Source organism: Eudoraea adriatica DSM 19308, assembly GCF_000382125.1.
Classification (GTDB): domain Bacteria; phylum Bacteroidota; class Bacteroidia; order Flavobacteriales; family Flavobacteriaceae; genus Eudoraea; species Eudoraea adriatica.
Genome location: NZ_KB907549.1, coordinates 426425 through 440014, shown reverse-complemented (window position 1 = coordinate 440014; position 13590 = coordinate 426425). Strand labels below are relative to the sequence as shown.

The 13590-nt window shown below is 37.9% G+C and carries 10 protein-coding genes; 6 read left to right on the top strand and 4 right to left on the bottom strand.

Annotation, left to right across the window (positions count from 1 at the left end):
- The first annotated feature begins 76 nt into the window (after window positions 1–76).
- Entirely contained in the window at window positions 77–1708 is a 1632-nt protein-coding gene (locus tag G504_RS0111500; RefSeq protein ID WP_019670332.1) for a carboxylesterase/lipase family protein, read from the top strand.
- Window positions 1709–1837: 129 nt separating this feature from the next.
- Here the strand turns inward: G504_RS0111500 and G504_RS0111495 are convergent, their stop codons facing one another.
- From G504_RS0111495 to G504_RS0111485, 3 genes are read right to left on the bottom strand one after another with little or no spacing between them, the layout of a single operon-like run.
- Window positions 1838–2722 carry a dienelactone hydrolase family protein gene (locus G504_RS0111495; protein WP_019670331.1) on the bottom strand — a complete coding sequence of 295 codons (885 nt, stop codon included), beginning with the start codon at window positions 2720–2722 and terminating at the stop codon, window positions 1838–1840.
- Between the two features lie 14 nt (window positions 2723–2736).
- Window positions 2737–3441 carry a LytR/AlgR family response regulator transcription factor gene (locus G504_RS0111490; protein WP_019670330.1) on the bottom strand — a complete coding sequence of 235 codons (705 nt, stop codon included), beginning with the start codon at window positions 3439–3441 and terminating at the stop codon, window positions 2737–2739.
- Window positions 3438–4460, bottom strand: a complete 1023-nt coding sequence (locus G504_RS0111485; protein ID WP_157473268.1) for a sensor histidine kinase — start codon at window positions 4458–4460, stop codon at window positions 3438–3440. Before G504_RS0111485 ends, G504_RS0111490 begins: the two co-directional genes overlap by 4 nt.
- 256 nt (window positions 4461–4716) lie before the next feature.
- Here G504_RS0111485 and G504_RS0111480 point away from each other — a divergent pair, with 256 nt between their 5' ends.
- From G504_RS0111480 to G504_RS0111470, 3 genes are all read left to right on the top strand, one after another.
- Complete coding sequence (locus G504_RS0111480; protein WP_019670328.1) at window positions 4717–5226, top strand: PepSY domain-containing protein; 510 nt, start codon at window positions 4717–4719, stop codon at window positions 5224–5226.
- Window positions 5227–5283: 57 nt separating this feature from the next.
- Entirely contained in the window at window positions 5284–5952 is a 669-nt protein-coding gene (locus G504_RS0111475; protein ID WP_019670327.1) for an O-methyltransferase, read from the top strand.
- A 135-nt stretch (window positions 5953–6087) separates the two neighbouring features.
- Entirely contained in the window at window positions 6088–7410 is a 1323-nt protein-coding gene (locus G504_RS0111470; RefSeq protein ID WP_026348533.1) for a prolyl oligopeptidase family serine peptidase, read from the top strand.
- Window positions 7411–7535: 125 nt separating this feature from the next.
- On the opposite strand, the gene G504_RS0111465 is transcribed toward G504_RS0111470, so the two are convergent.
- Complete coding sequence (locus G504_RS0111465; RefSeq protein ID WP_019670325.1) at window positions 7536–11471, bottom strand: AsmA family protein; 3936 nt, start codon at window positions 11469–11471, stop codon at window positions 7536–7538.
- Window positions 11472–11775: 304 nt separating this feature from the next.
- On the opposite strand from G504_RS0111465, the gene G504_RS0111460 reads away from it, so the two are divergent.
- Together G504_RS0111460 and G504_RS0111455 are read left to right on the top strand one after the other, a co-directional pair.
- A complete protein-coding gene (locus tag G504_RS0111460) occupies window positions 11776–12090 on the top strand; it encodes a DUF1330 domain-containing protein (protein WP_019670324.1) in 315 nt (104 codons plus the stop codon).
- Window positions 12091–12217: 127 nt separating this feature from the next.
- A complete protein-coding gene (locus G504_RS0111455; protein ID WP_019670323.1) occupies window positions 12218–13555 on the top strand; it encodes an alpha-L-fucosidase in 1338 nt (445 codons plus the stop codon).
- Window positions 13556–13590: the final 35 nt, after the last annotated feature.

Here is a 13590-nt window from a genome sequence, read left to right as displayed (position 1 = left end):
AAATGATAAAATATCAAGAAATAAAAGTATTATTGTAACAAAATGAGACAATAATAAAACTTTAACACTTTATACAATGAAAACAGCCGCAATTTTATCCATGTTATTAGTTCTAATGAGCTCAGTTGGAAAAGCACAGAATAACAATTCATTTCCTGTTCAGGTTACCGTAGAAAACGGATTAATTGAGGGGAATTATGATACGCATACAGGTATTCAAAAATACTTCGGGGTACCTTTTGCCAAACCTCCGGTCGGAAACCTTAGATGGAGGGCTCCGCAGCCTGTGGACAATTGGGAGGGTGTAAAAGAAACAAAGAAATTTGGGCCGCGGCCTATGCAAACCATGGTCTTCGGAGATATGAAGTCGCGTTCCAACGGGGTAAGCGAAGATTGTCTGTATCTTAATATATGGACACCTGCCAAGAGGAATACAAAAGGCCTGCCTGTTCTGGTTTATTTCTATGGCGGGGGAAATGTGGCAGGTGATGCCTCGGAATACAGGTACGATGGCGAAAGTATGGCCAGGAAGGGCATGGTAGTAGTTACTACCAACTATCGGCTCAATATATTTGGATTTTTATCGCACCCGGAACTAAGTGCTGAAGCTCCTTACAAGGCCTCCGGTAATTATGGGGTACTGGACCAGCATGCGGCCTTAAAATGGGTTAATAAGAATATTGCCGCTTTCGGGGGCGATCCGGGCAAAGTTACTATAGCTGGGGAGTCCGCCGGATCCTTAGCTGTTAGCGCTCAAATGGCATCACCGCTATCTAAGGATTTGATAGCAGCAGCAATAGGGGAGAGTGGTGCTTGTATTAATCCTACTTTGGCGCCCGTTTCATTGGAAGAAGCTGAAAATACCGGTCTGGAGTTTGCGCAAAATGCAGTATACCCTGCTATTGAACAACTAAGGAAATTAAGTACACGCGACATCTATGAAATATACAACGAATCCAAGCGATTTGGTTTTCCAATGGTGATCGACGGCTACTTTTTACCAAAAACCCTACCCCAGATATTTAACGCCAAAGAACAGGCTCAGGTGCCTCTATTGCTTGGGTGGAATTCAGCGGAGATTCCGGGAATGGCATTTATGCAGGGACAGCCTTATTCGGAGGAAAATTATGTAGCAAAGGTTAAAGAAGCTTATCCTGATACCCATGAAGAAGTTTTAAAGTTATATCCTCACAGCTCCGTGGAGGAAATAGAACAATCTGCCACGGACCTGGCCTCCGACAGATTTATTGCATATAGTACGTGGAAGTGGTTCGACCTGCATCGCAAAAATAGCAACCAGCCTGTTTACCGATATCTTTACAGCAAAATCAGACCACCACTCAGGGATAAGAACCTGGAACCTGGTTTGGCAGGAGGTACGGTTGCAAAAAATTCGGATACCCCAAAAAGGCCCGAGCCAATAGGCGCACCCCATGCTTGCGAGATAGAATATTGTATGGGTAATTTGCAGCTGGTGGATGACTATGCCTGGACTGAGGATGATTTCAAAGTCTCAGAAACCATGCAGAATTATTTTGCCAATTTCGTTAAAACCGGCAATCCAAATTCGGAAGATCTGCCTGAGTGGCCCTCTGCGGAAGCTAATGATACAGCTCCGCCGGTTATGATTCTAAACACGGAGAGCGTAGCCAAAAATGCCGTAAATGATGCGCGTTATGAGTTTTTGGATAAAACCTATGGAAATTGAATGCACTTTTTGCGAATAAGTAACCAAAGGCCAAATAACAAAAAAACCCGCTATTCAGCGGGTTTTTTTCTGTGCATTATAGAGTTCAAATGGTAAGTATTTTCTGGCACTTCATTTGAACAAGGATATTTATTTCAGGTTTTTGTTAAAAAAATCAATGGTCCTTTTCCATGCCAGTTCCGCTGCTTCTTTGTCGTATCGCGGTGTAGTTGTATTGTGAAAACCATGATTGACATCAGGGTAGGTATAGGCCACATATTCCTTGTTATTTGCTTTCAGCGCCTCTTCATAAGCCGGCCAGCCTTCATTCACTCTCTTATCCAGTCCTGCGAACTGCAACATCAAAGGGGCATTGATTTTATCAATATCTTCCGTGGGTTGCCCGCCATAAAAAGGTACTGCTGCCGACAGGCCGGGTACTTTTACCGCCATCATATTGGAAATCCATCCCCCAAAACAAAAACCAACAACACCGATATTACCACTACAGTCCTTATGTGCCTTTAAATATTCATAGGCAGCAATAAAATCTTCCAGCATTTCATTACGGTCACGCTTTCTTTGCATTTCACGGCCTTCATCATCATTTCCCGGATATCCGCCAAGAGGCGTCAGCGCATCCGGTGCTAGAGTGATGAAACCTTCTAAAGCAGCCATTCTGGCCGTATCTTCAATGTACGGGTTGAGGCCCCTGTTTTCATGAACCACAACTATGCCCGGTAATTTCCCTTTGGCATCAACAGGTTTAGAAAGCAGTCCTTTTATTGTTCCCCCACCTTTTGGAGATTCATAGTTGATATAATCAGAATCCAACCTTGGGTCATTGGCTGGCACCAACATAGTATCCTTGTAATTGGGCATCAGGAAACTCATCAGTGATGCCACCGTAATACCTCCCACAGCGTAAAGAGAAAGTCTTTCAATAAATTCACGCCTTTGTAATTTGTTGTGCGCGTAGTCATCATACAGGTCAAAGACTTCCTGTTCAATATCTTCTTTTTTTAGTGATTTCATAATAGCGTTCTTGTTTAGTTCAACAAACTTTTCATAAAATTTTCTTTAAAGGCTCTTCCAATAGGCACCTTAATAGCTCTGGTTAAATAGACCTGGTTGCCAATTATTTTTTCAATTTTAGAGGTGTTAATGATAAAAGACTTATGAATTCTGAAGAAATGATTTTGGCTTAATTGTTCTTCCCAGAATCGTAACGGCTCTGAAGATAAATATTTTTTTTCGGCGGTTATAATTTCTGTATAGTCCGTATCGGATTTAATGTATATAATGTCTTCTATGGTTATTTTGATGTGCTCATAGCCCGATTTTATAAATATTTCTTTGCGATTTTCCTGAATTCCGGATTCTGTGTAATCCGCTGTGTTCGAAGTACTTTTTACAGGTATTTTAGCGACGGCTTTTACGAAACGCTGAAATGAAAAAGGTTTCAGCAAATAATCCACAACATTAAATTCATAACTCTCTAAGGCATAATCCGAGAAGGCAGTTGTTAATATAACATGAGGAGGATTGGGCATGGATTTTAAAAAGTCTATCCCGGATATCTTAGGCAAATGAATGTCCAGAAACATAAGATCAACCGAATTGGATTTCAAAAATTCCATAGCCTCGATGGCATCTGAAAAAACGCCTTTAAGATGCAGGGTGCCAATATCCTCTACAAATTTTTTAAGGATGCGCTGAGCCGGGGGCTGATCTTCAATAATTATACAATTCATTTCAAACTAATTTTCTGCAATTCCATTTTCAAATCAACTTCAAATTGATTTGAAGTTTCTTTGATTATTAGTTCATGTGCCTTAGGGTATAGCAATTGCAATCGTTTTTTTACATTATCCAAACCAATGCCCTTGGTTAGGTTTTCAGTCTCGGTTATCGGTTGAAAATTGTTTTTACAATTAAAATGAAGTGTATCTCCATCCATTTTAATGTCAATGTCTATCCTGATATTGCTGGACTGTCCTGATTGACTGTGCTTAAATGCATTTTCGATAAAAACGAGCAGGATCAAAGGGGCAATTTGATAGCCGGGTTTAATGGCAGTAGCGGTAAAACTTACCTTACCTCTTTCTTCAATCTGAAGCTGATTGAGTTGCGTAAAATGTTCCAGTTGTTCAATTTCTTTGGATAAGGGTACAAATCTTTCTTTGCATTCATAGAGCATGTAGCGCAAAACCGAACTTAATTCCAAAATTATGGCCGGAGTTTTAGGAGAAAGTTCAATGGCATATGAATAGAGGTTGTTAAGGTTATTGAACAAAAAATGGGGATTAATCTGGGACTTTAAAAATTGAAGTTCACTTTCCTGCATTGTTGTTTTTAATTTCTCTACTTCGCCTTGTTTGCCTATGGCATCCCAAGCGAATTTAAACCCGGACAAGATTGCAATTATGGGAAGTACATCGAATATCGCATAATAAATACCCGGAACTATGGATGCTCTTCGTGTGCCTGGATAAAAGACGACTTCTAGTAACTCTTCTGTTATAATTACGAGTAACAGGATCAAAATAACAAAACCAAAAAAATGCCAATATTTCTTGTTATACAAAAATTTAGGCATTAAAAAGTAGGTGATAAAAACAGAAGCACAGGCATATACCAAAAAGAAGACCAACTGCGCCAGGGTAATACCCGGGTCATTCCTGTCAAAGGAATAAAAGAGGAGAACCAAAATATACAATACAAATTGAAAAAAAAGTTCTTGCCAGCTAATACGTTGAGATATCTTATTCATATTCATGCTAATACCACAAATCTACACTATTAGACACATTCCAAAAAAAGACTAAGTGCAAACTGCAAAAACAAACCTGCTAACGACAATTGTTCTACTTTGAGATTATAACATACTGTTTACCTTTAACCTTATGCTGTTTACAGCAGATTATTTCCTATTCTTTAAATAAAAATCAATCTTTGGTTTAATAAAATAGCTTAATTGAGATTGATTTGGAAACAGAGACGCATTAATATTTAAATATCAGTAAATAATGGGAAGAAAAACAGAACAAAAAGTACGAACCTACCACAGATATCTTGGGTTCTTTTTGGCCGGTATTATGGCAGTATACGCCATTAGCGGTATTGTACTAACTTATAGAAACACAGATTATTTAAAAAAGGAAGTTCTTGTTGAAAGCAAACTTGCTATAGGTTTGCAAGACGAAGATTTAGGCCGCGCCCTTGGAAAAAGAGCCTTTAAGGTAGACAAGACAGAAGGTAATCTGGTTTATTTTGAAGGAGGAACCTACGACAAAATTACAGGACAGGCGAGCTATATCGAGATGAAGATGCCACTTATTTTGGATAATATGAACAAGTTGCACAAAATGCATTCAGGGCATCCTTTGTATTGGTTGAATATATTTTTTGGGATAGCATTACTGTTTTTTGCTGTTTCAGCATTTTGGATGTTCAAACCCAAAACACCAATATTCAAAAAAGGGCTGTACTTTGCACTTGGAGGTATTGTTCTTACGGTAGTTCTGCTTTTTGTGTAATTTCTAATTATTTTCAGCAAAGCAAGTATTATATTGTAACAGGAATAGATTTTGATTATGGGAAGAATAATTTCATTTTTACGTGGACCGTTTTTTATTTACTTAATCATGGTAATTTTTTCAGGGAATTACCTCCCTGCACAGAACTCTGATGGTAATCCGGAACTGGACAGGAAAGTGGAGGCATTTCTGAAAAGTAAAAAAAACCGGTGGCACGATTTAAATGTGCCTGATACAGATGGCAAATTACTTTATGACATAATAATTAAGAACGGTTATACAAGCGGACTGGAAATTGGCACATCAACCGGTCATTCTGCAATTTGGATTGCCTGGGCAATGAGTAAAACCAAAGGAAAACTCATTACAATTGAGATTGACGAAAGTCGTTACAAGGAAGCCATTTCTAATTTTGAAGAAGCTGGTTTGTCAAAATACATTGATGCAAGATTGGCTAATGCCCATGATCTTGTAAAGGAACTTAAGGGTCCGTTTGATTTTGTTTTTAGTGATGCAGACAAGGATTGGTATACGAATTACTTTATTGATGTAGTTCCTAAATTAAAAACCGGGGGTTGTTTCGCTGCGCATAATGTGCGCCCGCCGGGAGCAGGGGGTATTTCTGGAACGAAGGCTTATTTATCGTATGTCATGGGGCTGGAAAATTTTACCACAACAGTTAACAACTCCGGTGGTGGCCTGGCTATTAGCATAAAAACTGATTAAAATAAGGTAACCGAAGCAAAGACGTTATGAGAGGCTGGCTCCAATAAATGGTGTAACGATATTTTTTTAGTGCGCAGGACTCAGAATAATCAATTTTACAGGCAAAACAAATATTCTCACAATTAAATATGAAATATGAATAGCAAGGCAATTTTTCGACTCATTTTTATTGGTTTAATGACCATTTCCCTAAACCTTTTGGCAAATAGTGCTTACACCAAAAGTTCAGTAGCTCCACATAGTAATGATAATGGGGAATATAACCTGATTATTGAGGGATATGATTGGGGACCTGCTGTTAGTAAAATAATCCTCTCTATGGAGGAACCGGCTATAGAAGTCAAAGCGGAAAATTTTACTGTAACGGCAAAGAGAAGTTATGAAGGTGTTGAAATGAATCCCGGCGAAGCCAGTGGAAGTCGAAAAGTAATCTACGCCTATGTATCGGATGAAAAAGGTAACAGGCTAGAGCAGGGAAATCATGTAACCCTGGTACTGTTTGTTGGCCCGGAAGAAATCCTGGGTTCGCCTATTAAATATATTCGGGCAAATAACAGAGGTAGCAATAAATGGATAAATTATGAATTGAACATAACCGATACGACTTCAAAAAAGGTATGGAATTCTGAATCCAAAAGGTTTTTACCTTTAATAGACAAGTTTGATTTAACTGGTGCGTACTCGCACAATGGGCTTACACTCCCTTTTGCCTCTTTTAAACCTGAGAGGACTAATCAGACATCGCCTTTGATCATTTGGCTGCATGGTGGCGGCGAGGGAGGAAATGATCCAAGTATTCCTTTGATCGCGAATAAGGCCGCTAACTATGCATCGGACGAGATCCAAAGAATATTTAAAGGCGCATATGTTTTGGCACCCCAGAGTCCGACTTTTTGGATGCAATCTTCAAGCGGGGCTTACACCAGGGGTAAAGAGAATGATATCTATAATGAAGCCCTGCTGGCGCTTATAAAGAAATATGTGGCTGACCATCCTGATATTGACCCAAACAGAATATATGTCGGAGGCTGTTCTAATGGGGGTTATATGGCACTAAAGCTGATTCTGTTAAGCCCTGACTATTTCGCTGCGGGTTATATCAGTGCTTTGGCATATCAAAACGAATACATTACCAATGCACAAGTCGAGAAAATCAAAGATGTGCCTATTTGGTTTGTCCATTCTAAAGACGATGGCACAACTGTACCGGAAAAGACGGTAGTACCCTTATATAAGCGCTTAATTAGCGCGGGTGCCAATAACGTCCATTTTTCCTTCTATGACCATGTTACGGATATTACGGGGTTTTTTGGAGGAGATAATTATCATTACACCGGGCATTGGTCCTGGATCTATTCTCATGCAAACCATGCTAAATTAGATTTTGATGGAAATCCTGTAATGCTAAATAACAGGCCCGTGACAATTATGGAATGGTTGGCGGAACAAAGTAAATAGGAGTGTTAAAAGGTGTATTAAAAATTGAGTTTCGAAAGTTTATTTCTAAACAATGTTTTGCAATCTATATTTGGTATAAGTTCAGGATGTATTTAATTGGTTTTACCGTCATCGGGTAAACCTGACTATTCACTCATTCTTGTGTCTCGCTTATATTTTCTTCGCAGCAATCTGTCTTCTTTCATCTGGGTTCTGTATGTACTAATGGAACTTCTTTCTTTGAAATATTGCCTTTCAGATAAATGAAGTTTGTATTTAATCTTATTTTTTTTATCGCTTTTTGCTTCTATATATATTTTTTTGCCGGCCTCCACATATCCTGTTTTGTTGGGTATATTAACAAGATCTCTGCTTTTGAAATTGGATAGTGGTATTCCTGTCCAAATATTGGTTGGGACTTCTTCAAAACCTAAATGTCCTGCTACAAAAAAATCGAATGCCGTGGATTTCACCTCCATCAGGGGGAATTCTACAGTATTGTTGGCAAGATAGAGTACATTCTCAATAGACCCGAAACGAATATCTTCAAATCGTTTTTTCTTGAAAACTATATTTCCCAGCTTAATTATGGGATCGAAGCCTTTAATTTCCATTTCTTCAAGGTCAAAACCTATGGTTCCTTTTAGTGAATTGGATATTATGCCTGTACTATCTATTAAATCGCCTTCTATATGTGAATTGACACTTACTTTTCCATCTATTTTATCTGCCTCCTTTATTGAAGGAACATTAAAATAATCAAAGGATGTCAAAAGCTTTTCCAAATCCAGATTATCCGTGGCAAAGCCAATTGAAAAAGCAGTTTCATATGGATCGGATATATTTAAATGCGCGTCGAGACTTACCTTACCCTTATAAAAATCAAAACCGGTATTCTCCAGGTACAGAAGATCTTTATTTTCAAAATAAAAACCGGAATTAAAATTTTTAACCAGTAGCTTATTGAATAAAAACTCATCAATAGTAATAGACAGTTCCGGTTTATATTTGGTATAAAAGTCTTTAACCGCAATTTTTAGCGCCCTATTGCGGTTTGTGACCTTTTCACGGATTATGGTATCTGTGCTATTGAACAGTTCCAAAAAGTCGCCAAACCTAAGTTTTTTTGAATAAATATTGAGTTTTGAACTCATTCCTGAATTGTTCGTACTATTGAAAGGTAGAATTGAAGTAATATTATCCAGTTCACCAGAAAACTCCAATTGGTCTCCGGAAGGCAATTCAATTTTAAGGGTTTTAAGAATAGCGTCATCATCTTGAATATCTATTTCCAGGACGCTAAACGGAATCTTGGTTTTGCTTGAATTATGAATCAAAGAACTATTTTCAATCAGGAATGTGCTACTTGAAGCGCTTATCAATTCATTTATTTTTTCAACGGCACCGGTAATATTGGCAGTCAGTTTTAAAGCCCCACCCTGAAGTAAAAAAGTATCATAATTGAGCATCTCATTCAGTTGTGATGGATCTGCCCTGGCTTCAAAATCTATATTTACATGGGTTTGATTTGGTTCTGATATGTCTAATTGTGCTGAAAAATCTGCCAGCCCATTAGAATTAAAATTAAAACCGCTTTCCTCTAGTATCAAGTTATTCCTGTCCTGAAAATGTAACCCGGTCTTAAAATTTTCCAGGGTCAAAAGGTCTTTATACGCAAACGTGTCAACCTTAATAACAATACGGGGGTTAAAATCGGAATAGATTCCCCGTAAAGTTTCTTTTAGCCTGGTTTCCGGATCCTTTTTTTGACTCAGGTGCTTTTCACTATCATGGGCAAATACTTGTAAAAAATCATCCCATTGTAATTTGTCAGAATGCAATAGGAGTGATGAGTTTACCTGATTTTTTGAATTGGAAGAAATAAGGGACAATAGATCATCTAATTCACCCGAAAAATTTAATTTATCTTCTGAGCCTACCGAAATTTCTAAAGAATTAAGAATTGCACGATTGTCTTTTATTTTTACATCCAGGAGATCAATTGGCACCATCAGATCCATTGGTTTGTAAAAAACACTTCCCTCGGATAGGATTATTGAACTGTTAGCTTCCAGGATAAGGCTTTCCAGTTGCATCAGGTCTCCATTCATTTCTGCCTTAAGATCAAAACGCCCGCTTTTGAAGAGGAAAGTATCATTGTTAAATAAATCATTTAAAAAAACCGCACCGCCAGAAGCGTCAAAAGCGGCAGTTACTAAGATCTCTTCGGAATTTTCATAATTCAAATCAGCTATAAGTTTTACTTTCCCGGAGGGAATATCAAACCCCATATTGGTTAGGTGCAGATTATTTTCATTGCTAAAAGACAAATCGGTTGAGAAGTTGTCTAAAATCAGGTTTTCATATTGAAATTGTTTAATAGCTATGTCAATATTGGGGTTGAATTTTTGATAGATTTTTTTAAAAATATCATGCAATACAAATTCGGGATGTTCTGCCTTTACTGTGCTGTTTGTTTGGGGGCCATCAAAAATTTCAAGGAAGTCCTTCCAGTTCAATTTATTTGATCTGAAATTTAAATTTGAGGAAACCAAGTTTTTAGATTCTTCCGATAAAAGGGCCGAAAAGGGGCTTGTTTGCCCTTCAATTATTAGCTTGTCTCCCGATGTCATTTGCAGTTTCATTATATCTAAAACTGCATTATTTTTTTTTAGATGAAGTTTTAATTCATCCACAGGAATAGTAATTTTGTTTTCATGGTCAACCAATGAGGTATTTGATACCTGCAATTCCGTGGCGGATGAGGATAGTAATGCAGCTGCCGAACTGGCATCCCCCTTGATATCTCCTACAAAGTTAAAGCTACCGCCTTTAAGGCTAAAAATAGGGTCATCAAATATTGAAATTAAATTCTCCGGGTCACCATGCGCATTAATTGCTGCTTCAATATAAGCTTTGTTTTCAAGCGTACTTTTATAGAGGCCATCACGAAGTTCAAAAGTTGTCTCTTTGTATTTGCCGGCAATAGTATTGAAATTTAATTTTAAGTTCTTTTTGTCTTCGGTTTTTGCACGGTCATCTTCATAGATCCTGTTTTTAAAACTTCCATTAAATGCCAATGAATCCAGGATATACCGATCTGCTATTTTTGCCGAATTATCGACTGCCTTAAATTCAATATGGACCAATGGATTGGTAAATGGCGCAAAACTTCCTTCCAGGGTGGTATGGGTGTAAAAAGGCTTGTCAATAATATAATTGCTGAGTTTTTGCTGAATATGCTCCGACACAAGGTTTACCGTAGGCAAATATGCTGTATGGTCATTCTCAATTTTAAATGCAAAACTACCCTTGTTAGCCATGTTAAAATCGGCTGTGAGTTTAAACAACTGATCATTTATAGCTAAATCAAAAGTTGGAATATGGATCTTATTGGATTTCAAATCAATCACAGGATTCATTGAGCCGGAAATTTTAGAATCTTTGAGAAAACTCCCTTTCTCCAGGTTAAATCCCAATTGCTCAACTGTAGCGTCCAAATCCAATGAGGAGGTAATCTTATCCTGTTCGAAATTAACTGTTGATGATACTGTGTTAAGTTTAAATTTTATGGCTTTATTGCGCGGAAGGTTTTGAATAGCAATGGTAACATCTTCAATGTCCAGATCCATTTTAAATGGTGTAAAGGGTTCAGTCGATCTCTTATCAGGAACCGGCATTTCTTTTTTTATAATGGTATCTGAAAAAACCTCCTGTAATATAATTGAAGTATATTTTGCCTTTTTTATTTCAACAGATTTTACCTGAATCTGGTTTTTAAAAAGACTCTTGACGAATATATTAACATAGGCATCCTCTATTTCTAAACGGGCTATTTTATTCTGAGTTGAGTCCAGAAGCACCATATTTGTAATATGGAATGCGGGATTTGAAAATCTGCCCCAGCTTTTCATGGTCATGTCTTCAAAATTCACGGTACCCCTATGATTCTCTGTGAGCGTATTTACAATAAAGTTGGCAACCTCTTCCTTGTGGCTCGTTACATAAAAGTAGGTTGCAAGGAATAGAATGGTAATAATAATTAATAATCCTGAACCAAATTTTAAGAGTTTTTTAAGCATGGGACCGTTTCCTAAATGAGAAGAAAGCCAAAGTTAAGCCAAGAATAAAATTAAGTATTTTTAAGTTGAGGGCTATATTATTTTTTTGAGGATATTCTACTTGCTACACAAAATAGCCAATTTAGCCCTTCAATCATTTGAAAATAATGCATGTTTTTTTAATTGTAATTTTTTGGAACCTGATAATTAGTTTTTTGGTAACTTACCTGGCAGATCAGTTTATTTTATATTCCGGGATTAGGAATAAAATGACAACTACGATAAACAAACAACCAAAGAATTTAAATCAAAAATTAACAAAACAATGGAAAATTCTGCAGCTTTTTACTCCGTACTGGATGTAACACCAACAAGCGAAGATTGGATTCCGGCCTATCTTCCGGTAGCCAATAAACTTATGGCCAAACACGGGGGTAGGTACCTGGCCAGAACGGCCAGCCATGAACAGCTTGAAGGAGATGGCAGTGCCGTAGGTCTGCGTGTAATTATCCAGTGGCCTTCCAAAGAAGCGGCGATTGCTTTTATGAATGACGAAGAATATACTCCTCACCTAAATGCCCGTACTGAAGGTTCGGTTAGCAATCATTATCTGATTGAAGGCAAGGATGAATTTGCCTGATTGCCGGGGATAGTTTCTTTATTTATTTGAAAGCGACACTTATACTGGCCGCCCTTTGGTAATGAAATTCCATGGTGGCAAATTTTGATTATAATGCATAAATTAATAACTAGTTAAGACAAACATCATGAAAAAATTATTGGTCTTGATTTGCCTTACCCTGGTTTGTCAGGCAATAAATTCACAAGAAAAATATATGCCTTCCAAAGAGAATCTGGAAGCCCGGACATGGTTTCAGGATGCTAAATTTGGCCTGTTTATTCACTGGGGGGTTTATAGTAACCTTGGTGATGCCGAATGGGTAATGCAATATCAGGATATTACTGTAGATCGCTATGAACTCTTACCCACCTTTTTCAACCCTATTGATTTTAATGCACAGGAAATTGTAGAAATGGCCATAAATGCCGGGATGAAATATATTACCATTACCACCAAACACCATGATGGCTTTGCTATGTACGATTCCAAAGTTTCAGATTATAACATTGTTGATGCCACACCCTATGGAAAAGATATTTTCAGGATGCTTGAGCAGGAGTGCAAAAAACAGGGGATAAAGTTATTTGCATACTATTCGCAATTAGATTGGCACCATCCGGACTATTTTCCCCGTGGTTGGACCGGCAGGAAAACGGGAAGGCCGGAAGCCGGGGAATGGAGCGCCTATTTAGATTACCAGAATGCCCAAATAAAAGAACTTGCAGAAAATTATGACATCTCAGGATTTTGGTTCGATGGCTGGTGGGATCAGGCACCTGAAAAAGAAGATTGGCACAAAACTGTTGATTTTAGAATAAAGGGAATTGATTGGGATTTGGAAAGGACCTATAAAATGATTCACGATATTGATTCGAAATTATTGATCGGCAATAACCACCATGAACTTCCTTTTGAGGGCGAAGATTTTCAAATGTTCGAAAAAGACCTTCCGGGAAAGAATACTACCGGTTTTGGCGGAGCTGATATAGGGCAGCTGCCTTTGGAAACCTGCGAAACCATTAACCATTCCTGGGGCTTTAATTTACAGGATGACAAACATAAAACTGTGCCGGAACTTGTCAGGTATCTGGTAAAAGCGGCAGGAAACAATGCCAATTTTCTTTTAAATGTAGGACCTATGCCAAACGGAAAAGTCCAAAAAGAGCATAAAGAGATCTTAAAAGCCATGGGAGCCTGGTTATCCATATATGGGGAGACTATTTATGGCACAAGACAAGGGTTGGCCATGACTGATGACAACATAGTTTCTACCCGAAGAGGGGATAAATTATATCTGCATGTTCTGGAGGATGCGGACAATGAGTTACGTATTCCGGATTTTGATATGAAAATTAAAAAAGCAATTTATTTTAAAGATAAAACACCTGTAAACTTCAGATTAAAAAAGCGGGAATTAAAACTCACAATACCAGAGGAAAAAAAAGAAGCTATTGATACCGTAATAGAAATTACGCTCAAGTAAAGTGGTCTTGTATCCTTTAAATTCAAATTATCTCA

Bases quoted from the DNA above. Each gene is read 5' to 3' on its own strand.
- G504_RS0111470 (WP_026348533.1), top strand. From the start codon at position 6,088: ATGAATAGCAAGGCAATTTTTCGACTCATTTTTATTGGTTTAATGACC.
- G504_RS0111495 (WP_019670331.1), bottom strand. From the start codon at position 2,722: ATGAAATCACTAAAAAAAGAAGATATTGAACAGGAAGTCTTTGACCTG.
- G504_RS0111500 (WP_019670332.1), top strand. From the start codon at position 77: ATGAAAACAGCCGCAATTTTATCCATGTTATTAGTTCTAATGAGCTCA.
- G504_RS0111475 (WP_019670327.1), top strand. From the start codon at position 5,284: ATGGGAAGAATAATTTCATTTTTACGTGGACCGTTTTTTATTTACTTA.
- G504_RS0111490 (WP_019670330.1), bottom strand. From the start codon at position 3,441: ATGAATTGTATAATTATTGAAGATCAGCCCCCGGCTCAGCGCATCCTT.
- G504_RS0111455 (WP_019670323.1), top strand. From the start codon at position 12,218: ATGAAAAAATTATTGGTCTTGATTTGCCTTACCCTGGTTTGTCAGGCA.
- G504_RS0111465 (WP_019670325.1), bottom strand. From the start codon at position 11,471: ATGCTTAAAAAACTCTTAAAATTTGGTTCAGGATTATTAATTATTATT.
- G504_RS0111460 (WP_019670324.1), top strand. From the start codon at position 11,776: ATGGAAAATTCTGCAGCTTTTTACTCCGTACTGGATGTAACACCAACA.
- G504_RS0111485 (WP_157473268.1), bottom strand. From the start codon at position 4,460: ATGAATAAGATATCTCAACGTATTAGCTGGCAAGAACTTTTTTTTCAA.
- G504_RS0111480 (WP_019670328.1), top strand. From the start codon at position 4,717: ATGGGAAGAAAAACAGAACAAAAAGTACGAACCTACCACAGATATCTT.